The organism is Mesorhizobium sp. RCAM 05104, assembly GCF_059683645.1.
Map to the genome: position 1 here is coordinate 7015792 of NZ_CM185033.1, position 19750 is coordinate 7035541.

18 protein-coding genes are annotated in these 19750 nt (G+C 61.3%); 10 read left to right on the forward strand and 8 right to left on the reverse strand.

Going from position 1 to position 19750, the window contains the following annotated elements:
* Nucleotides 1-3: 3 nt before the first annotated feature.
* Genes AC56QP_RS34260 through AC56QP_RS34270 form a run of 3 tightly spaced genes read right to left on the reverse strand, consistent with a single transcriptional unit; the run spans nucleotide 4 to nucleotide 3175 of the window.
* Entirely contained in the window at nucleotides 4-1740 is a 1737-nt protein-coding gene (locus AC56QP_RS34260) for a vitamin K epoxide reductase family protein (protein ID WP_489861537.1), read from the reverse strand.
* Nucleotides 1692-2795, reverse strand: a complete 1104-nt coding sequence (locus AC56QP_RS34265; RefSeq protein WP_489861536.1) for an NAD-dependent epimerase/dehydratase family protein — start codon at nucleotides 2793-2795, stop codon at nucleotides 1692-1694. Before AC56QP_RS34265 ends, AC56QP_RS34260 begins: the two co-directional genes overlap by 49 nt.
* A complete protein-coding gene (locus tag AC56QP_RS34270; protein ID WP_489861535.1) occupies nucleotides 2792-3175 on the reverse strand; it encodes a hypothetical protein in 384 nt (127 codons plus the stop codon). Before AC56QP_RS34270 ends, AC56QP_RS34265 begins: the two co-directional genes overlap by 4 nt.
* A gap of 580 nt (nucleotides 3176-3755) precedes the next feature.
* Here AC56QP_RS34270 and AC56QP_RS34275 point away from each other — a divergent pair.
* Nucleotides 3756-3962, forward strand: a complete 207-nt coding sequence (locus tag AC56QP_RS34275; protein WP_269908218.1) for a hypothetical protein — start codon at nucleotides 3756-3758, stop codon at nucleotides 3960-3962.
* 642 nt (nucleotides 3963-4604) lie between these two features.
* Here AC56QP_RS34275 and AC56QP_RS34280 read toward each other — a convergent pair.
* Nucleotides 4605-5429 (reverse strand): IS5 family transposase, encoded by an 825-nt coding sequence (locus tag AC56QP_RS34280; RefSeq protein ID WP_489863448.1) that lies wholly within the window; start codon nucleotides 5427-5429, stop codon nucleotides 4605-4607.
* An 818-nt stretch (nucleotides 5430-6247) separates the two neighbouring features.
* On the opposite strand from AC56QP_RS34280, the gene AC56QP_RS34285 reads away from it, so the two are divergent.
* From AC56QP_RS34285 to AC56QP_RS34320, 8 genes are all read left to right on the forward strand, one after another.
* Nucleotides 6248-7669 carry a class I SAM-dependent methyltransferase gene (locus AC56QP_RS34285; RefSeq protein ID WP_489861534.1) on the forward strand — a complete coding sequence of 474 codons (1422 nt, stop codon included), beginning with the start codon at nucleotides 6248-6250 and terminating at the stop codon, nucleotides 7667-7669.
* A gap of 293 nt (nucleotides 7670-7962) precedes the next feature.
* A complete protein-coding gene (locus tag AC56QP_RS34290; protein WP_489861533.1) occupies nucleotides 7963-8271 on the forward strand; it encodes a DUF2933 domain-containing protein in 309 nt (102 codons plus the stop codon).
* Between the two features lie 26 nt (nucleotides 8272-8297).
* The gene (locus AC56QP_RS34295; protein ID WP_269908215.1) at nucleotides 8298-8972 is read left to right on the forward strand and encodes a methyltransferase family protein; all 675 of its coding nucleotides are present in this window, start codon (nucleotides 8298-8300) and stop codon (nucleotides 8970-8972) included.
* 12 nt (nucleotides 8973-8984) lie between these two features.
* Nucleotides 8985-10871 carry an ATP-dependent zinc metalloprotease FtsH gene (ftsH, locus tag AC56QP_RS34300; RefSeq protein WP_489861532.1) on the forward strand — a complete coding sequence of 629 codons (1887 nt, stop codon included), beginning with the start codon at nucleotides 8985-8987 and terminating at the stop codon, nucleotides 10869-10871.
* Nucleotides 10872-11014: 143 nt separating this feature from the next.
* On the forward strand, nucleotides 11015-11566 hold the full coding sequence (locus AC56QP_RS34305; RefSeq protein WP_497109011.1) for a hypothetical protein: 552 nt from the start codon (nucleotides 11015-11017) through the stop codon (nucleotides 11564-11566).
* A gap of 645 nt (nucleotides 11567-12211) precedes the next feature.
* Nucleotides 12212-13312: a YncE family protein gene (locus AC56QP_RS34310; protein ID WP_489861530.1), complete on the forward strand. Its 1101-nt coding sequence runs from the start codon at nucleotides 12212-12214 to the stop codon at nucleotides 13310-13312.
* Between the two features lie 141 nt (nucleotides 13313-13453).
* A complete protein-coding gene (locus tag AC56QP_RS34315; protein ID WP_489861529.1) occupies nucleotides 13454-15055 on the forward strand; it encodes an ABC1 kinase family protein in 1602 nt (533 codons plus the stop codon).
* A gap of 74 nt (nucleotides 15056-15129) precedes the next feature.
* Nucleotides 15130-15447: a hypothetical protein gene (locus tag AC56QP_RS34320; RefSeq protein WP_497109059.1), complete on the forward strand. Its 318-nt coding sequence runs from the start codon at nucleotides 15130-15132 to the stop codon at nucleotides 15445-15447.
* 35 nt (nucleotides 15448-15482) lie between these two features.
* Here the strand turns inward: AC56QP_RS34320 and AC56QP_RS34325 are convergent, their stop codons facing one another.
* The 4 genes from AC56QP_RS34325 to AC56QP_RS34340 form a co-directional block, all read right to left on the reverse strand.
* A complete protein-coding gene (locus AC56QP_RS34325; RefSeq protein ID WP_489861528.1) occupies nucleotides 15483-16292 on the reverse strand; it encodes a PRC-barrel domain-containing protein in 810 nt (269 codons plus the stop codon).
* A 199-nt stretch (nucleotides 16293-16491) separates the two neighbouring features.
* Complete coding sequence (locus tag AC56QP_RS34330) at nucleotides 16492-16653, reverse strand: SPW repeat domain-containing protein (protein WP_420107554.1); 162 nt, start codon at nucleotides 16651-16653, stop codon at nucleotides 16492-16494.
* A gap of 12 nt (nucleotides 16654-16665) precedes the next feature.
* Nucleotides 16666-16791: a hypothetical protein gene (locus tag AC56QP_RS34335; RefSeq protein WP_489861526.1), complete on the reverse strand. Its 126-nt coding sequence runs from the start codon at nucleotides 16789-16791 to the stop codon at nucleotides 16666-16668.
* 136 nt (nucleotides 16792-16927) lie between these two features.
* On the reverse strand, nucleotides 16928-17806 hold the full coding sequence (locus tag AC56QP_RS34340; RefSeq protein ID WP_489861525.1) for a DUF6745 domain-containing protein: 879 nt from the start codon (nucleotides 17804-17806) through the stop codon (nucleotides 16928-16930).
* A gap of 289 nt (nucleotides 17807-18095) precedes the next feature.
* Here AC56QP_RS34340 and AC56QP_RS34345 point away from each other — a divergent pair, with 289 nt between their 5' ends.
* Nucleotides 18096-18812, forward strand: coding sequence for a Bax inhibitor-1/YccA family protein (locus AC56QP_RS34345; protein WP_269908207.1), 717 nt, complete (start codon nucleotides 18096-18098; stop codon nucleotides 18810-18812).
* Nucleotides 18813-19750: the final 938 nt, after the last annotated feature.

Here is a 19750-nt window from a genome sequence, read left to right on the forward strand (position 1 = left end):
GCTTCAAACCACGTAGACATTCCAGCCCCCATATGAATTGCGGATAGATCCGCGCGGAATTGCGAGCACGACAAGCAGCAGTCCGGCAATGACACTGGCTCCCTGCGCCAGCGTCGATGCGGCACCGCCCAGCAGCCAGGGAGCTGCGATCAGCCATGCACCGGCGGGGACATTCAGGAAACGCACAGCGCGCGTCACCTCGGCGAAGGCGATGATCGAGAAGGTCACCACCAGCAGACCGACCAGATGGTCGCTGTTGGCCATGCCGCCGGTGCTCCCAAAACTGAGTCGGGTAAAGGTCAGCCAGATCCCGATGGCGATGCTGGCCAAGAGCGCCGGAGGGAAGGTTACGCCGCGAGCGGATTGTGCAAACATCTGCCCCTTTGGGGCCAGCACGCCGCGGGCATGGTCGTCGCTGCCGCCCTCGATCGCGCCGCCGGTCCAGAAGGTGCGCCAGAACGGTTTGCCGGCGCGCGTCGATTTGACCATAAACTGTCCCATTGCCACGAATTCATCCATCGAGAACGGGATCATCAGCGCCATCGCCAACGCTGCGATCAGGCACAGCGTGCACCAGGTGCCGATGACGATTGGTTGGATGATGACAAAATAGATGCTGACAACTCCCAACGGAACGATCAGCAGCGCCAGCGCCAGCACCATCCAAGGCATGGTGCGCCAGCGGTCCTTGCCGCCCATGAAGGTCATCACGATCTCCAGCGCATAGACCAGTGCGCCCAGCCCGGCGTCGGCAACCGGCCAGGCCTTTGACACCGACGAGGTGATGATGGTCTCGGTGCCGTTCAGGCCGTTTTCACCGGCAAAGAATGGATCCCATTGGCTGTCGATATGACCAAGCTGATAGGCGGTCATGTAGCGCGCGATCAAAAACCCGAGCAGCGCAAATGCCGCGATCGGCACTCGTTGCAGCCAGCTTGCCGGATTATAGCCCCATTCCGGCGGAATGTCGGGCTTGCCCATCATCCCCTCCATGCTCATCCCTGGCATCATCGGGATCAGTACGGCAAGGGCGATCACTAGGCTGCCGACCAAGGTGCCGTTGGCATAGGCCTCGGGCAGCGGTGTCCAGAACACCAGGGGCGCCACCAGCAGCCAGCCGCCGACCACCGCATTCGCCCATTGCGCCCAGGGATAACGGCGCTGGGCGTTGGCCGACAGATAGCCGAAGATCACGATCAGAACGCCGCTGGCCACATCGCTGATGGTCATTTCCATGTTACGATGCGCAAACGGCGTCAGCCCGCGCTCCGCCATCACCCGCAGTTGGTTGACGTCGGGCACGAAATTACTGAGGTAGCCCAGCGTGAACGGCGCGGTGATCATCCAGAACCCCAGCATCATCGCCACGTAATGCGGCCAGAGCATCGCGCGGTGCGCATCACCCATCATGTCGCCCATCCCGCCCGCGGCCATGCCGGGCATCGCATGGGCCTCCATCCCGCTGGTCATGGCCGTCATCGTGGGGCTCTGCATGGCGGGCGTGGCAGCGCTTTGCGCGGTATCTTCCACCAGCGTCATGCCGCAGATCGGGCAACTGCCAGGTTCGCTGCGCTTTATCTCGGGGTGCATCGGGCAGGTGTAAGTCTTGCCACCGCCGGTACCGCTCGGTTTGACTGCCGCCGCCGCTTGCGGCGCCGCACCGTGACCGGCATGGCCTGAATGACCTTTTGTCATTGCCTCTGCTCCTGTTTTGCCGCTTCGGCGTTGGCCAGCATCCATTCGGCCGGCTCCAGGCCGTTTTCTCGGTAAAAAGCCAGCGGATCGGCCTTGAGTGCCGCCACCATTTTCGGGATCGTCTTGCGCAGGGTGTGCTTCGGTACCCAGCCCAAAAGTTTTTTCGCCCGGCTCGGGTCCAGCGCGTAATGGTCATTGGCGCGGTCAATCATCCACGGCTTGATGAAAGGTTTCTGACCGAGGACATTGTCCTCAACCCACGCGCCGATCTTGGCGATTGGCCCCGGCACACTGAGCTCTTCGTAAGACTCGTCATGGATCTGCCGCATGAAGGAGTGTTGCAACTCGTCATAACTCAGTGTGTCGGGCTCGCCGATAAGGATCGCTGTCTCTGCCGCCAGCCTGGCGCGGCGTGCCACGGTGCGGGCGATCGCCTCCACCACGTCGTCCATATGAACATAGGCTGTGCCATGTGATGTTGAGCCGGCGTAAAGATGCGATTCAAGCTGGCGTTCGTGGATCCGCTGAATCTGATGCGCCAGGGGCGGCGAATGGCAGCCATCGTCATAGACGCCGGCAAAGCGCAGCATCACCGTCGGCACGTCACCGCGCTCCGCAGCGATCATCGCCTCGGTGCGAACCTTCGATTCGGGGTAGGCCCAGGTGGGGCCGATCGGCCAATCTTCGGTGATGAATATGCCCGGCTCGCCGGGTTTGTGCACCAGCATGGTCGAGGAGAAGACGAACTGCTGCACGTCGAACCCGACGCGTAGGCCAGCCAGCAAGCGCCTGGTACCATTGACCGTCACTTTATCATACATCGGGCTCGGTTTACCGATGAAATCGTAATATGCGGCCAGATGGATCACCGAGGCGATGCGATCGCCGTGATGGGCACGCAAGATGCGCAGTCCTTCGGTCACGCTGGAGTCCGAGGTGATATCGACCGGAATCCGGGTGCAGCCTTCGGGCGGATCAGGAGGAGACTGGAGATCGAAGCCGACGACGTTGGAGAAGGTCTTGCGCAACTCGCGCATCACGGCAGTGCCGATCCGGCCGTTGGCACCAGTGATCAAAATGATATCCCCGTCCGGCTTCATGGTCGCTCTCCTCGTGCTATTTCGTCGGGTTTTGGATATCCTGACAGACGCCGTCGCGTTGGCCGATCCGCCAAATCTGGATTATTGACGCGCGCGATGTTCTTGGTGAAGACCAATCTGCCCAAACCGAAGTCTGAATCATTGGCAGATGTCATCGACGCTTCCTTCACACGAAAGAAGAGGGTGACATCGCCAGAGAATTCCCCGCGGTGAGGCAGGTTGCCATCGCAGTGGGACTGGGCTGCTCTTGCCGAGAATGGCACGGGCTTCGCCGTAATCTTCGGAACCGGCGCAACTTCCCGCTTTACAACAGCTGGGGGTGCGATCGTCTCCTTTGCGACCTGGCCGCAGCAGGCATATGTGCCGGTCTTGCTGTCCATTTTTGTTCTTCCGCGACCTTGGTGCTGGGACAGCATGCCCTATCGCCGAGAGCCTGACTTTGCTCTGAATCAATCTGGGCTCGATTAATGGTGTCCACTTTCTTTATCGAAAAGGAGATCAAGACCAGCTTCGCCGACAGGGCAGGAGTGGATTAAGCGAGACGAGGTCACGGAAGTGGCCTCGTTTCTCAAGGATCCGAAAGCTACGGGAGGCTGGGCTCACATGAGCCGAAGGGCGTGCTGCTGGTTGGTCAGGGGGTACCGGCAAGACGCTGCTTGCCCGGGCTGCCATAGGGGAGGCGTGGGTGCCTTTTTCTCGATCTCGGGCTCCGAGAGATGTTCATCAGCCTGGGTGCCACCCGACCGGCGTCGTGGTCCGGTGTTTGGGACGGTCACATTGTCGTTAGCCCATGAGGGTCCAAAGCGCCGGAGGGGTGTGGCATCACACCTTGTGTTTGACTCGCGTCAAAGCGGTTTTACCGAAATCACCGTAAAAGCTATTCGCCCATGCCGAGTGTGATACGCGGCTGTGGCAGCCAGGGACAAAGGAAGACAGCAAATGATGAGGGATTGGATCGATATGACCGGATACGACCTCGGCCACTGGGTCGTCTTCGCCGTGATGATCACGGTACTTCTCTATCCGATCGGCAGGATCCTCAGGCGTATTGGCTTGTCGCCACTCTGGTCGGTTCTAGCGGTCATTCCGCTTGTGAATCTGATCGGGCTTTGGGTACTTGCATTTGCCGACTGGCCGGGAAGGAGAGGCGGGGCAGGCAGGCAATAGGGCGCCCGACGACTCAAAGGCGTCCTCCTAATCGATATCGATTGGTTCGGACCGTCGCCGATGGGCCGATGTTCAATCGCGGTTAAGATTTCCCAAGGCCGTGCCGCTCAGTTTTCCTAGCCTGAGACAATCTTTGCCGGAAGTGACCTCGCGTCATCGCCCATCCCGGACCACTCGCGAACGACGGCCCCTCTTGGTCATGAGATCTGATGGAGACACCGCGCTATGCCCCTTCGTCGACCCCGATATGAGCTCCACGCCAACATGCAACACACCGCGGAAGCGATTTGTTATGTCATCCTCAAGACTGCTGCGCATCGGCTTGTCGGGGGCCTCATCTCAAGACCCGCGGCTCGGCGTGCCGCGGGAGTCGATATACGACTGGGCTTGTGAGCCTACGCTGTTTGAGGACCTCGCCGCGCATCCGGTGAGGTCGACCGCGCCATTTTGCGCCCACCGCCCACGTCGGCCCTTCGACTCCTTGTTGATCGGCCACTCTAACCGAAAGAATCCGCCCGCATTTCCTGGAAGCTGCAACTGCAGCAACCGGATTGACCTCGCCGGCGAACTCAATCTTCGCGATTGAGCTGGTCGAAAGAGGCTCCATGCCTTAGAGCCTGAATCAAAAAGAATGGTTTGATATCAAGCTCTTGCGAGCCTGCGTGTGAGCAGGCGAATGTGGGCGACGTATATCCAGGCTTCTGCAGAAGCGATGGATTTCTCCCAGTCCTTGGCGAGCCTGCGGCATCGCCCCAGCCATGCGAACGTGCGCTCCACGACCCAGCGGCGCGGCAGGAGCTCGAAACCTTTGGCTTTGTCCGTCCGCTTGACGATCTCCAGGGTGAACGTGCCGATCTTTTGCAGCGCGCCCTTAAGCTTCGGTCCGGCATAGCCGCCGTCGGCGAAGACGTGTCGCAGCCACGGCCAGCGTTCGAGAATGGTCTTGAGGGCAGCCGGTGCGCCGTCCCGGTCCTGGATATCGGCGGCGTGGACGACGAGACCGACCATCAGGCCGATGGTGTCGACAACGATGTGACGCTTGCGCCCGTTGATCTTCTTTCCCGCGTCGAAGCCACGAATTCCGCCGCTTTCCGTGGTCTTGACCGATTGGCTGTCGATCACGCCTGCCGTCGGACTTGCTTCGCGACCCTCAGCCTCGCGCGCCGCCATGACGAGGCTGTTGCTGATGGTCCGCAACAGGCCCGCCTCACGCCAGCGATAGAAATACTTCTGCACCGTCGAAAAGGGTGGGAAGTCTTTCGGCAGCAATCGCCACGCGCCACCCGACGAGGCCAGATAAAGAAGCGCGTTCACGACCTCGCGCAGGTCCGTTTTGCGCGGCCGGCCGATGCGGTTCGCTGACGGCATCATCGGCTCAATCAGCGCCCACTCCGCATCGGTCAGATCGCTTGCGTAGCGGGCGCAACGCCGCTCATAATGCGCACGGGTGATTTCAGTCCAGGCCATCGTGATCTCCATCGAATCTCGCAAATCCGACGGAATCACAACCTGCTGAAATCACTCAACTCTTTTTGGAACGGACACTTAGGCTAGTCTGGTCACGGCTGCCGTTTCGCAGATCCTGCCTGCCCGGATAGTTTCGGCTAGCCAGGGTTTCTTGACGCAGATCAAAGCGCCCAGTGCCAAAATCCGGTGGTATCGATCTAGAGAACCTTACGTGGGATAGTCATGGCTAATATGCCTGCAAAAGCCTGTGCAGTTGCGGCGCAGCCGAACAGGGCAGCGGCGGGGCACACGTTTCTGCTGGCGTTATTCTTGGTGAGCTTGCTGTTGTCGACGGGCCATGCCAGGGCGGAAGGGCCGGCCGCCGTCCCCAATCACCTCGTCGCGGGTATTGGCGGCTTCGAAACTCAGAGTTCTTCGTCGACGGTATGGGACGCATCGACAAGCAGCGCACACCAGAGCCACAGCCTTCCCTTAGTCCCCTGCACAGGCGCCTGCTGCTGTGGAACAGCTTGCCACGCGCCTGTGGGATTGGTCACGGCGGTGGAACTGCACTCGCCAGCTGGGATCGTTCATCATTTGGCCTTTGTTGCGTCCGCGGTCAGTGAGTCGGGTTCGCCCGACATGTTGCGACCTCCGATCGCCTGAAATCGGCAGCCGGGTATTTAAAGCCGGCAGAGTCGAATGTTCGCAATAGCCATCGCAAGGACCAAGCGGTCCGGCGACCGGTATTGCCGACGCCCACGAAGAATCCACATCGAAAGCTCAAGTCCGTCTCGTCGGGTGCCGCCCTGATGACAAACGGCAGTATGAGGCAAAAAATGGAACAGATCATCCTCAACGAACGCGCGGTCCCTTCTGGCCGGTGCGACCACGGTCCGGCCACCGAGGATCACGTGCACGAGCATCACAGTTCGGCTGGAGGCCAGCGGAGCTCGTCCACCTTGATGTCGCCTGACGCGGCCGCCGATGGCGTATGTCTGCCGCAAGCAATCGTGCCCCGGAAGCAAGGCGCCGGAGCCAGCGCAAGCACGTTCTTGCTGCGGAGCCTGCTTCGCCGCATCATCCGCAACGGCACGTTGACCCTGGTGACGCCCGACGGCTACGCCTGCGACGTCGGTCATGGCGAGCCGTCAGTTACTATCCGGATCACAGATCAAGCCACGGTGCGGCGTCTGTTTCTCAATCCCGATCTGGCGCTAGGCGAAGCCTATATGGCCGGCACGCTCGTCGTTGAAGACGGCGGAATCCATGACCTGCTCGATCTCTGCTTCGCCAATCTCGGCTGGAGCACAGGACATTGGGTCCAACGCGCTCAGGCGATTGGCCGACGCCTGGGCCGACGCCTGACGCAGCACAATCCGGTTTCGATCTCACGCGCCAACGTGGCTCACCACTACGATCTTTCAGATTTGTTGTACGAGCTGTTCCTCGACGCGGATCGCCAATACTCCTCCGCCTACTACATGTCGCCTGACGACACGTTGGAGCAGGCCCAGGATCAGAAGAAGCGGCATATCGCAGCCAAGCTTCTGCTACGGGCCGGCCAGCGCGTTCTCGACATCGGCTCGGGATGGGGTGGATTGGCCCTTCACCTTGCACGCAATGCCGATGTCGACGTCACCGGGGTGACGCTGTCGACAGAGCAGCATGCCTATGCCAACCGGCGCGCCCACAACGTCGGGTTGAATGAACGCGTCAGGTACCTGCTCAAGGATTATCGACACGAGAACGGGCGTTACGAACGCATCGTATCGGTTGGCATGTTCGAACACGTCGGCGTTGGGCATTACGGCGAGTATTTCGCAAAGATAAAAGATCTGCTTTCGGACGACGGCGTGGCGTTGATCCACACGATCGGCAGCGCCGCCGGGCCGGGGGCGGCCAACCCCTGGATTCGCAAATACATTTTCCCTGGCGGGTACACGCCGGCGCTGTCCGAGATCGTGCCAGCCATCGAGCGTGCTGGACTTCATATCACCGACATCGAGGTGCTGCGGCTGCACTACGCCGAGACGCTGAAAGACTGGCGCAAGCGGTTCATGGCCAACCGCGATCGCATCGCTGCGATCTACGACGAGCGGTTCTGCCGGATGTGGGAGTTTTACCTGGCTGGTTGCGAGCCTGCATTCCGTCATTCGGGGCTCGTCGTCTTTCAGATCCAGCTGAGCAAGCGCGTCGATACCGTGCCTCTTACCCGCGACTACATCGCCGAGTGGGAGCGCGCGCAAAGCCTGGTCTGAAGGGCTCGATTTATAGGAACCGCTCCTCCCAATGAGCGGCGGAGATCAACGGAGACGAAAATGAAGAGAACGATCAACCAAAGCGCAGCCCCATCTGGTGGATGCGGCTGTGGGCACGCCGCAGATCATTCGCACAAACACGAGGGGCGCGCCGGACACGGCTGCTGCGGCGACGCAGCGCATCACGCTGATTCCGCGCACGAGCGCCAAGAGGGCTGTTGCGGCGGATCGAGTGTCTCGGAAACGAGCCAAAACGCCGACTGTCCGTCTGTTTCTGACAAGGGGGATCACCCATGAGCAATCACACGCATCTCCCGGTCGATCACGAGCCGGGGCCTCAGACCGGTCAAGAGAACAGGCCGAAACCATCCGGTTTCTGGAGTTCGAGGACGGGTCTGGTGACGATCGCTTTCCTCGCCATCGGCGCCTTCTTCCTGGTTTCGGAGCATCGGGCACACGTCATTCCCTGGCTTCCCTGGCTCATCCTCCTCGCTTGCCCTTTGCTGCACTTCGGGCACGGCGGGCACGGCGGGCATGGCGGGCATGGCGACGCCGAGAACAACCCGTCCGACAATCGACCGAATTCGCCGCATCAGCACTGAACCAACAGTCTGTCTGGAGAACCATCATGAACGACACCATTCCCGCCTATGGCCTATGGTCACTTGTCATCGTCAATTCAGCGATTTTTATCTTCTTCGCTTTCAGCTTCTTCAAGCCGCAGACGAAACGCGACTGGCGCTCGTTCGGCGCGTTCAGCGCCTTTCTGATCGCGCTGTTCACCGAAATGTATGGCTTCCCGCTGACGATCTATCTGCTCTCAGGGTGGCTGCAGAGCCGATACCCCGGCGTCGACTGGTTCTCGCATGATGGCGGGCATCTTCTCGAGGAGCTGTTCGGTTGGCGCACGAACCCACACTTCGGACCGTTCCACATCCTGAGCTTCGTTTTCATCGGCGGCGGCTTCGTCCTGATCTCGGCCGGCTGGAAGGTGCTCTACGAGGCGCAGCGTCGCCGGACGCTCGCCACCACCGGGGTCTATTCCTATATCCGGCATCCGCAGTATGCTGGCTTCGTCCTGGTGATGTTTGGCTTCCTGCTGCAGTGGCCGACCTTGCTCACATTGGCGATGTTCCCCGTTCTGGTCTACATGTACGTACGCTTGGCCCGGATCGAGGAACGCGAGACGCGAGCAGAATTCGGGGTCGAGTATGAGCGCTATATGCGTGAAGTACCGGGCTTCGTCCCGCGCTTGCGTGACCTCACCGGCGGCCCGAAACATGGCCAGGCCGGCCAGCGCTGATCGGAGAAGACTATGGAGATCAAGCGCGAGCACCAGATCAATTTCTGGTACATCGTTATTGCCGTTGTCGCCGTGGTGCTGATTCAGGGCCTCCTGTTCCAGCCCACGCACACGAAGACGATCCCCTACAGCGAGTTCCAGCAACTCGCCGACCAGGGCATGGTCACCGATCTCGTGATCGGGCCCGACCGGATCACCGGCACGTACAAAGCGCCGGCAGACAAGGCCGTTCCGCACTTTGCCACAAACCGCGTCGATCCGAGCCTCGCGCAGACGCTAGGGAAAGGCAATCTGGCGTTCTCTGGCGAGGCCGCTCCGGGCCTGCTTCAGACCATCTTGGGCTGGCTGATACCAACCCTCGGCTTTGTTCTGCTCTGGATGTTCCTGGTGCGGCCGATGGCCGGCCACGGAATGGGCGGCATGATGTCGATCGGCAAGAGCAAAGCCAAGGTTTTTGTCGAAAAGGACATCAAGACCAGCTTCGCCGATGCGGCGGGTGTGGATGAGGCGAAAGACGAGCTCAAGGAGGTCGTCTCGTTTCTCAAGGATCCGAAAAGCTATGGCAGGCTAGGCGCGCACGTACCGAAGGGCGTGCTGCTGGTTGGTCCCCCGGGCACCGGCAAGACGCTCCTTGCCCGTGCTGTCGCGGGGGAGGCGGGTGTTGCCTTCTTCTCGATCTCCGGCTCCGAGTTTGTCGAGATGTTCGTTGGCGTGGGTGCCGCCCGCGTGCGTGACCTGTTCGAGCAGGCGCGCCAGCACGCACCAGCCATCATCTTCATTGACGAGCTCGATGCGCTCGGCCGTGCCCGCGGCAGCTCTGTCCTGGGCGGCGGCGGCCATGACGAAAAGGAGCAGACCTTGAATCAGCTCTTGACCGAGATGGACGGCTTCGATTCGAGTGTTGGCGTCGTGCTGCTTGCCGCGACCAACAGGCCCGAGATACTCGACCCGGCGCTGCTCCGCGCTGGCCGCTTCGATCGGCAAGTGCTTGTCGACCGGCCGGACAAAAAGGGGCGCGTCGACATTCTCCAGGTGCACTTGCAAAAGATCAAGCTCGCCTCGGGCGTTCCTGTCGAGGACATCGCCGCGCTCACGCCCGGCTTCACGGGGGCCGATCTCGCCAACCTCGTGAACGAGGCCGCTCTTCTGGCCACGCGGCGTGATGCCGAGAACGTGACGCTTGACGATTTCACCCAGGCAATTGAGCGCATCATCGCTGGCCTTGAGAAGCGCAATCGACTGCTCAATCCCCACGAGCGAAAGATCGTTGCCCACCACGAGATGGGCCACGCCCTGGTGGCGATGGCCTTGCCCGGCGTCGATCCCGTCCAGAAAGTCTCGATCATCCCGCGTGGCATCGCGGCACTCGGCTATACGCTTCAGAGACCCCTCGAAGATCGCTTTTTGATGGATCGCGCTGAACTCATGAACCGCATGACCGTACTGCTTGGCGGCCGGGCGGCGGAAACCCTCATCTTCGACGAGGTATCGACCGGCGCCGCCGATGATCTCGGCAAAGCCACCGAAATCGCGCGAAGCATGGTCGTGCGCTTCGGTATGGATGAGGCGCTGGGCCAGGTCGCTTATGAGCCCGAGGCGGCCCCGCTTCTGGGAGGCCCTGAGGGTGCCGATTGGCGCCCACGCCGTTACGGCGAGGAGACGGCCGCTGCCATTGATGCTGCTGTGCGCGGGCTGATCGACAGCGCCTTTCAAAAAGCGATTGCTGTTCTGACGACCAATCGCGCCCTGCTCGCCCAGGCGGCAACGGAGTTGCTCGCGAAGGAGACGTTCTCCGCTGCGGAATTGCGCACGGTCGCCGAAAAGCTGACGCGAACCGACATGCCCAGGAAGACGCCGAAGATCGGCATAGGTCTTGCCGCCATAGGCTCGACCTCGTGATGGAGCCCTTGGATGGATACTGGATCTGTGTGGACGCCGCTATCTCGTGGCCACTCCCGGTCGACTCCTGCGGACCACAAGCCGCCCGCCCGGGCGGCTCTGGCGTTGCCCACGGCAACATTCCTTTAGCAAGGAGAAAGACGATGTTTTACACGAGGCGAGACGCAATCGCGACAGTGTCGCCTGGCCGGATTTGGGGAGCACAGGCGGTAGCGGCGAGGCCCGAATGGTGGCGAGGCCTCTTCGTGGTTCTGGCGACTGCGCTCTGGTTCGCAGCCATTTGGTTTACCCCGGCTTTGGCCGAAGAGAATGAAAACTATAAAGTAACGCAGGGGTTGGGCGTCTATCTGGGAGTCTTGCCGGCGGCAATTGTGCGTGGTCATCTCCAGAGCCACCCGGAGGCTACCATGCATGGCGGCGCCCCGCGCGGTGCGCATGAATATCACATGATCGTCGCCGTCTTCGAGGCCGCGACGGGCGCGCGCATCGAGAACGCCAAGGTAACCGCAACCGTATCGGGACTAGGACATGTTGGGCAAAACAGCCTGGAGCTTGAACCCATGGCGATCGCCGGAACGGTAACCTATGGCGGCTTCGTCGCGCTGCCCGGCAATGACCGCTATGATATCCTGGTGGACATAAGTGTCCCTGGACGCCCCGCGCCCGCTCGGGTCAGCTTCACTTACCAACACTAGGGCCTTGCAGGGCAGGCAGTGACAAGCAGCGCCTGCCATCCGAATTCTGCGCCAACGTTGTTCTGCAACAAAGAAGCCTCTCTCATTTGAGGCCATTATCCAATCTGAAGCCTGAGACCGACAACGCCGTTCGACGAGGGGTCGGCTTCACGGGCACGTTGATAACCGAAAGTCATGATCCTGCGATCGTTCGAAAAATGGAAAGCAAGATTTGGAACAAGGCGCTTGGCCGTCGCCGTGTTGGCGGCAGTGCTCGTACTGACAGGCGTGCTCAATAATGGGCTGATCAAGAACGGGCCTATGCACCGGACAGAACAGTATATGGTTCTCGACCAAGCCAGCAACAGTGCGTTCGGTCAGTACGCCCCGGGAGGCCATCCGTGGGGGCAGCATGATTATGGCCAAGTTGCAGGGTGCACCGCCGGAGGCTGTGGCTTGTGCGCTGTGGCGCCAATGACATCTCCCATCGCACGTAACGTTGCAGGCCAGACGGCGCAGGCTGGCCCCGCCGGCTCTTTGGTTTCGCTCGCTATTGTGCCGCCGCTGCCGCCCCCCATTCTTCACGCGTAGGGCTTCGTCACTGCGCCTCCGGGCACTTATCGAAAAAACCGAAATACGTGGAGAATTGTTATGTCACTGATCAATATGGCGTCGCGCGCGGCGCCGGTATTTTCGCGCGCGTTTATCGGGCTTGCCATCGCGGCGGCTGCCGGTGTGGGCCTGTCCCAAACCCTGGCGGCGGAACCGAATCTCGGCCCAGGTTCGGTCTTTACCGCCAACGAAGAAGGCGGGAGCCTCAGTCGCATCGATCTCAAGTCAGGCAAGGTTCAGTCAGTGACCTTGCCGCTGATGCCTCACAATGTCGACGTCAGCGCCCAGGCGAGGCTCGTCTTTGTCGTCGGCACCGGCCAGGAGAGCGAGATGTCCATGTCTGGCCAGGCCACCGATACCAAAATGAAGATGGCCATGGCCGGAAGTACGTCGGAACCCGGTGGGCGTTTGGCGGTCCTAAAATTGGACGCCATCGACGAGGGGCCAATCGCGGTGGTCGACTTCGGCCACCATCTGGCCCATGTCATTCCTGACCGGGATGGGAAACGGGTCTTCGTAACCGATTCGGAATCGAACACTGTTTCCGTGGTCGATCTGTCTACGCTTAAGGTGTCGAAGACAATCCCGACTGGCCGCTATCCGCATGGACTCCGGCTCAGCCCCGACGGGAAGGAATTGTTCGTCGCCAACGTAGAGGATGGATCGGTTTCCGTCATCGATGTCGCGAGCCTGGCAGAGTCGGCTCGTATCCCGGTTGGCAAGGCTCCGGTTCAGGTCGGCTTCACGCCGGACGGAACACGCGTCTATGTTTCCCTGCGGGACGAGGACAGCGTTGCGGTGATCGATCGCGCCACGCGGCAGGTGGTGGCCAAAGTCGCCGTTGGCCGCAACCCGATCCAAGTCTATGCGACGCCGGACGGACAGTTCGTCTACGTCGCCGATCAAGGCAGCGATGCCAAGCCCGATAACAGGGTCTCGATCATCGATGTGGCCGGAAATAAAGTCGTGAAGACGCTGGACGTCGGCGCCGGCGCACACGGCGTCGCAATCGACAACGATGGACGATACGCTTACATCACGAACATCAAGGACGACAGCGTCTCAGTGATTGATACTGCCGCCCAGGCCGTCGTCCGGACCATTCCTGTCGGCAAGGGACCGAACGGGATCACTGTCTTCTCCGGCAATTCATGAACATGCTCTGCTGACAGTCCGGCGGCGCGGCCCCGCTTTCTGGCATGGCCGCGCCGCCCCCAAAGCCACCGTACAGCTCGACTCGCATGTTTGGCCCTTTGCGATAAGCTGACAATATCTCATGCGCTTCGGATGGCTTTGATGCCTATTTTCCGACTCTTCCGCATCACGTTAGAAGCGCTCCGCTTCGTGTGGGACGGCGCCTTGGGCCGACTCGGGATATCTTCATCGGTTCCGCGGGCGCCCGAGCGGCTGCTTCTTAGCCTGGAACGGCTGGGCACAACATTCATAAAACTCGGCCAGGCGCTGAGCATGCGTCGGGATGTGCTCCCTGACGCATACATTGTGGCCCTCCAGGCGCTTCAAGATCACGTGGTGCCGTTCCCGACGAAGGACGCAATCGAGGAGATCGAACGCGGCCTGGGGCGTTCCGTCGGCGAGTTGTTTGCCGAATTCGATGCCACTCCGCTCGCTGCGGCGTCCATCGCGCAAGTCCATACGGCACGGCTGCGTGACGGACGGGACGTCATCATCAAGGTTCGTCGTGCCGGCATCAAGCAGCAGATCGACCGCGACATGCGTTCCCTCACATTGTTGACGCGCGTCGCCCTCATGCTCTTGCCACGACTACGGCACTATCAACCTCTGCGTATCATTGACGAGATCTGGAGCAACCTCTCCAAGGAGATCGATTTCCGCCGGGAAGCGCGGAACATCAAACGGTTCGCGGTGGCCTTCGCTGGGTGGCCGACTCTGCTCGTGCCTGACGTAGTCGACGATCTCGTTTGCGAGACCGCTATCGTCCAGGAGCGGAGCGGTGGACTGCGGATCGATGATCCGGCGGTGAAGTCCATTGGTCCGCGGCTAGCACAGGATTTTGTGGATGCGTACCTGCACCAGATATTCATTCTTGGCGTGTTCCATGGTGACCCGCATCCCGGCAATCTCTTCATCACTCAGGACAAGCGGATTTGCTTTCACGACTTCGGCCTGGTCGGGTTCCTTGATCCGGCGGCGCGCCGAAAGCTCGCCGCGTTCACCATCGCCTTCATTCGCCAGGATGCCGACTGGCTCCTCGACGCGGCCATCGACCTTGGCGTTCTGGGCGGCGAAATGAATAGAGACGAATTCCGGCGCGGACTGGCGGAGATCATTGCCGACTACGCCGCGTTGCCGCTCAAGGACTGGTCTCTCGCTGAAGCGTTCCTGCGGGTGACCCGTCTAGGACGGGCTCAGAACATATTCGTCCCTCTCGACCTGCTCATCCTGATGCGCGCTATGTTCCTTGCCGAACACACCGTGCGCATTCTCGACCCCGATTTCCAGTTGCTGGAAAACCTGCAGTCCAAAGGCCCTGAGGCGCTCAAAGGTGCGATGGAGCAATCAGACTGGACGGGCGCGCTCGACCGGCTGAAACTCGACGCCATCACGGCGGCACACGACCTGCCGACGGTGATCAGGTCATGGACCCGGCAACTGGTGCAGGAAGGCGATGGTCTAGGCCTGAGCTTGCACGTGCGCGAGCTGAGGGGATTGAACGAGCATATCGACCGCGGCAGCAACCGGCTCGCGCTCGGCCTTGTCACGCTGGGCCTCTATATTGCCGGCTCACTGCTCATGCAGCACAGCGTAGGGCCGCGTATTTTCGGCGACATGCCTGCCCTGGCGGCCTTCGCTTATGTCCTCGCGCTCTGGTTCACCTTTCGACTTGTCCGCGGCATTGCCAGGTCCGGCAAGCTGTGAAGAAGACGAATTAAGCTCTGCTGAAGCTGGCGCACATCGATCGCGTCTTGAAGGGTGCCTTCCACGCCGCTGCCTTGGCCGCCGTCGAACGGCCCATGACCACGGCGGTCGGTTCACTGCGTCCTGCGACCATCCTGGTGATCGGCTTCGGTGTTGCTGGGCTGCAAGAGCTCGCAACCGCGCAACGGCTGGCCGCCGTCGTCGAAGGCTACGACGTACGCCCGGAAACCAAGGAAGAGGCGGCATCCCTCGGTGCGAAGTTCGTCGACATCGGAGTCGACGCCCGGGGCCAAGGCGGCTATGCGCGCGAGTTCACGGCGGCGGAGAAGGACAAGGTAGACAAGACCCTGACGAAGCCACGGCGTCCGGCGGATCAAGGGAGCGGCCGATGAAACCGCGCCTTGAACCGGCTAGTGGCGTGCGGATCTTACTTCAAGGCGCGATCCCAATATTGGTCCAGCGAGCGCTGCCATTCGCGACTGGCGGTCGTTGCAAAGTTTCTGCGGTCCACTGGTGGTGCCTTGTCCATGGTCTTCGGCGGGACATCGAGCACATAGAGTTCATGATCCTCGGTGGCGCGGAGATCGTTCCACCGCACAGCCACCAGCTTGCCGCCGAAGCCGAGAAAGCCGCCGCGGGACACCAGGACATAGAGAATGTCGCGCTTTTGCGGATTGAGTACGAAGTCTGCAATCTCGCCGAGCCGTTCGTCCTTTAGGTTCCGGACCTCGGAACCGATCAGGACGTCGGCCCGCATGAGATGATCCATCTTCGCGACGGGTTCAGCTCTTGCCAGGTGAGCGCGCCGCCAGGCCGTGCGCACATTCGGATCGTCGCTCTCCGCCCCAATCAGCTTCTGGTGCTCGTCATAGACTGCGCGCATCGCAGCGAGTTCGCGCTGGCACGACGGCTCGTCGCCGTCGAAAGCGTAGACGTACGCGGCGTCGCGCAATGCTTGCATCTTTTTGCGCGGCGTGGCCTCGACCCCGTACAAATAGAAGTCGGAGTAACCGGGTGGCACGGGGACGCCGTAGCCTCTGGGTGGCAGCGCGCCGAAGCCAACGCGCCACAGCTGTTCCTCGAACGCCTGCAGATCGCCCAGGCACTTCTGCGCGATCTGCTCCTTGGGCGGCTGCGCCCCGGGGAGACCTTCCACGTCGGCCGCGGAGGCAGCTGCCGTCGCCACCAGACCTATCCCCACCCCCACCGCCGCGGCAAGAAAAATGGACAAGCGCATGACAGTGCTCCCGTTATTTAGATTTGTGCTTCATGACCGAACGCGACCCCACCACTCGCCCCCCAAGCCAACGCGCGATCCGCGTCCGCTACTTCGCCATCTGCTTCGGGCCCTGTATCTGCCGTGGGCCCTGTTCTTCGGCGAGGAACCCAGCCCGCCAAGCCGAGGACGAGAACGCCGATGATCACGGCATTCCACATCAAGTCCGCGGACGTGCTTGATCCCAGCACCCAGGCGACACCAGCAGCCAGGCGCCCAGCGCAACGTTGAGCCATTCCTCCCATGACTTGAACGCGAAGAGCGCAACGGCGGCCAAGATCACAACGGCGACTCCAACGATGTGCTGATTCCACTTCCTCACTTCCGTTACGCGTCACGCCGCCAAGATTCGCAGGGGCTCACCATAACATGCGCGAACATGCGCGATCGCCCACGGAGAGAGGATCACCCGGAGACCGAGCACAAGGTCCACCCAGTCCTGCAAATGCTCGTTCTTCATGACGATCTCCTATCTGCCGCAAGGGTCGCGGCCATCCATCGCACACTTGGCAACGCCTAGGCCCCGCGTGTCTTTGACGAAGATCAAAGATCAGGATCCGGATATCCGCGCGATGCAGAAAGCGGTCCCATTCGCCTTATGACTGCGCGACCGGGTCATACTCCTCAGCGGGCAGATTGAAGGTCCAGGCAACGGCCTGGCGCGCCGTGGCCATCGTCGGCGGAACGGGTAGCCAGAACTCGCGGACACTGCCGTCCGGCTCGGGCGTATGGTTCATCACCGGCACAGCCAGGATCGGATCGCTCAGGCGTCGCGCGAGACGGTGGAGTTGGCCGCAGTCGTCGCGCTGGATCTCGGCGGCGCCGGCTTCCACCAGATAGCTCCCCAGCCCATGGCGCTCGATCAGCACCCAGCGCCGATCCGGATTCATTTTGCGGTCGATGCGCCGACGCGTGATCGGCCGGTCCCGGTCGAGCACTTCGGGTGAACCCAGCCGAAGTGCCAGGCAAAGATGCGCGTGCCATCCACCCAGGCGAGCGCTATCCCCTCCTCGGCGTGCGGCCTGCCCCTCGGCGTCGAGCGCCACCGTTGTTGCCGGCCGTACTGCCATCGCAATCGCCGCGAAGGGGTAGAGCCGATCGACATGAACGGCCAGCTCGGCGAAGAGCGCCGCTGCGCCGCTGGCGTCGGCGCGGACGGCCGCCACAGCGCGCCGCGTCCTCGATCCCGTCCAGATCGGCGGTATCCCGCGAATGGCCTCTGGATGCAGATTCGGCGACATGTCGCCTGCGATCCAGCCAAAGCCGTCCCAATTAGTGACTCGTCGGGTGAAGGCTTCCCGATAGACAGTGCGATAGGCCGCCAGCAACAACTCGTGCGGTCGCGGGCCAACAACGGCGGTTCGCGAGTATGGAATCCACGCCTCCCACCGCGCACGCTTGAGCTGGTGCACGACGGATGGAGATGGCGAAAGCTCGCGGAGGGAGCCTGGCAGGTGCGCGTAGGTGCGCCGCATGCGCAAGCCAAGGGACACGCCCGGCAGCGTTCCGACCGATGCCGCCAGGGCGAGGGCAGCGCCGCACTTGTGTCGGTCAATTGCCGCATGGCGGGTAGGAACCGGAAAAGCTACGTCGGGAAGTTTTCCGACGTGCGCGACAGCATCCCCTGCACATTGATTGAGATCAAAGCTGGCCGACGCGTGGCTCTTTAGAGTGCAGATAGTTCCAGTCATCTTAGGTCGGAGCGAGCGCTCTAGCCGCGCAGAACCGGAAGTTCTCGACCTCAAAATGCAAAGAAGAATCGTCATGGTCGACCAACATGCCTCCCACGCCACAGCTCCAACCTCTGTCGGACAACCAGCGATCGACGCGGGTCTGCGCGCGTATATGCTGGGCGTTTACAACTACATGGCCGGCGGACTTCTTCTGACCGGAGTTGTCGCCTACGGCGCGGCTGCGAGTGGCTTGTATCAAGCTATCGCTGGCACGGCCTTTATTTGGATAGTGCTGCTGGCCCCCTTGGCTCTCGTTATGCTTTTGAGCTTCCGCATCGAGCGCATGAGCCTGGGTACGGCACAACTGACCTTCTGGGCCTATGCGGGGCTCGTGGGTCTGTCGCTCTCCGGCATCTTTCTCATCTATACTGGCGCAAGCATCACGCGGGTATTCTTCATCGCCGCCGCAACCTTTGGCGCTATGAGTCTTTACGGCTACACGACTCGGAGCGACCTCTCCCGCTTCGGCTCTTTCCTGTTCATGGGACTGATCGGCATAGTCATCGCTAGCCTCGTCAACATCTTCCTCGCCTCTTCGGCGCTGCAGTTCGCGATCTCGATTATCGGTGTCCTCGTCTTCGTCGGCCTCACTGCTTGGGACACGCAACGGATCAAGGAGATCTACATCGAGGGCGAGGATGCGGCGGTCGCCGGGAAAAAAGCAATCATGGGCGCGCTGGCGCTGTACCTCGACTTCCTCAACCTGTTCCTTCTGATGATGCAGCTCTTCGGTGATCGACGCCGCTAGGACTCAAGGGCTGACGCCGCCTGCGGCAGCATAGAGCCGTCAGTCGAGCTGGCCCCGAACGATAATGTGACGAGGCGATTGAAGTGGTCCGCGCCAAGACCGAGCGAGCAAGCAAGCGTCCGCAGGTCGGCTGCAGAGACGAACGTGCCCTGACTCGAAGCGCCTCTGTGACAGTCGCTGCAAAGGAGTGACGTGATGACTTGGCTTGGAAATAATTGGATTTGGATCGTGTTCGCCTTTGGTATGTTCGCCATGCACTTTTTCGGGCATCGGCACGGACATGGGTCCGCTCATGGCAACGGTCACGATCCTGACCCCGCGGTTCCGGCAGATCGATTGAGCAGACAGACAGAGGGCGAGGTTTCCGGGGCCTTGGGGCCGGCCGCCCTTCCTCACGCCTCACTGGCCGACGACGCTAACGTGGCCCGTCGCAGCTCTGTTGTTCCTCAAATCGCGCCCGATCACGAAACTGCGTCCGGCGATGTTTCGGCACCGATGGCAGAACACGCTGCACATGATGGTGAGGCGCGGCCGACCGGAGATCGGCGGCATCGCCACCATTGTTGAATTATTAGCGAGGCCGGCACCGTGGCGGGCATCGCCAAGGAGAACAACCTTTGCCTGATGGGCAGCGCAGCTAAATGCCCGGGCGTAGACCTCGCTAATACCTGTTTGATCAGGGCAAGCCGGCGTGGCGCGGCTCGCCGAACAGATCGGCGCGATAGCCCCGTAGCGACGTCGCGTGCCCGGCCAACTATTTTCCGCCGCAACGCGATCTTGACCTGTCGCGGCCACCTCGATTTCGTTTTCTAGTTGATCGCGTGGGCGCGCAAAGGAGATCTGGACGACAGGTTGAGTCCTCGGCCACGGAATCCATGCTGATTTGGCTTCATTTCTGGGTCCAAATATCACGGCTTGACCCGATCAGACCGTTATAA

Bases quoted from the DNA above. Each gene is read 5' to 3' on its own strand.
- AC56QP_RS34260 (WP_489861537.1), bottom strand. From the start codon at position 1,740: ATGGATGCTGGCCAACGCCGAAGCGGCAAAACAGGAGCAGAGGCAATG.
- AC56QP_RS34265 (WP_489861536.1), bottom strand. From the start codon at position 2,795: ATGAAGCCGGACGGGGATATCATTTTGATCACTGGTGCCAACGGCCGG.
- AC56QP_RS34270 (WP_489861535.1), bottom strand. From the start codon at position 3,175: ATGGACAGCAAGACCGGCACATATGCCTGCTGCGGCCAGGTCGCAAAG.
- AC56QP_RS34275 (WP_269908218.1), top strand. From the start codon at position 3,756: ATGACCGGATACGACCTCGGCCACTGGGTCGTCTTCGCCGTGATGATC.
- AC56QP_RS34280 (WP_489863448.1), bottom strand. From the start codon at position 5,429: ATGGCCTGGACTGAAATCACCCGTGCGCATTATGAGCGGCGTTGCGCC.
- AC56QP_RS34285 (WP_489861534.1), top strand. From the start codon at position 6,248: ATGGAACAGATCATCCTCAACGAACGCGCGGTCCCTTCTGGCCGGTGC.
- AC56QP_RS34290 (WP_489861533.1), top strand. From the start codon at position 7,963: ATGAGCAATCACACGCATCTCCCGGTCGATCACGAGCCGGGGCCTCAG.
- AC56QP_RS34295 (WP_269908215.1), top strand. From the start codon at position 8,298: ATGAACGACACCATTCCCGCCTATGGCCTATGGTCACTTGTCATCGTC.
- ftsH (WP_489861532.1), top strand. From the start codon at position 8,985: ATGGAGATCAAGCGCGAGCACCAGATCAATTTCTGGTACATCGTTATT.
- AC56QP_RS34305 (WP_497109011.1), top strand. From the start codon at position 11,015: ATGTTTTACACGAGGCGAGACGCAATCGCGACAGTGTCGCCTGGCCGG.
- AC56QP_RS34310 (WP_489861530.1), top strand. From the start codon at position 12,212: ATGGCGTCGCGCGCGGCGCCGGTATTTTCGCGCGCGTTTATCGGGCTT.
- AC56QP_RS34315 (WP_489861529.1), top strand. From the start codon at position 13,454: ATGCCTATTTTCCGACTCTTCCGCATCACGTTAGAAGCGCTCCGCTTC.
- AC56QP_RS34325 (WP_489861528.1), bottom strand. From the start codon at position 16,292: ATGCGCTTGTCCATTTTTCTTGCCGCGGCGGTGGGGGTGGGGATAGGT.
- AC56QP_RS34335 (WP_489861526.1), bottom strand. From the start codon at position 16,791: ATGAAGAACGAGCATTTGCAGGACTGGGTGGACCTTGTGCTCGGTCTC.
- AC56QP_RS34340 (WP_489861525.1), bottom strand. From the start codon at position 17,806: ATGCGGCGCACCTACGCGCACCTGCCAGGCTCCCTCCGCGAGCTTTCG.
- AC56QP_RS34345 (WP_269908207.1), top strand. From the start codon at position 18,096: ATGGTCGACCAACATGCCTCCCACGCCACAGCTCCAACCTCTGTCGGA.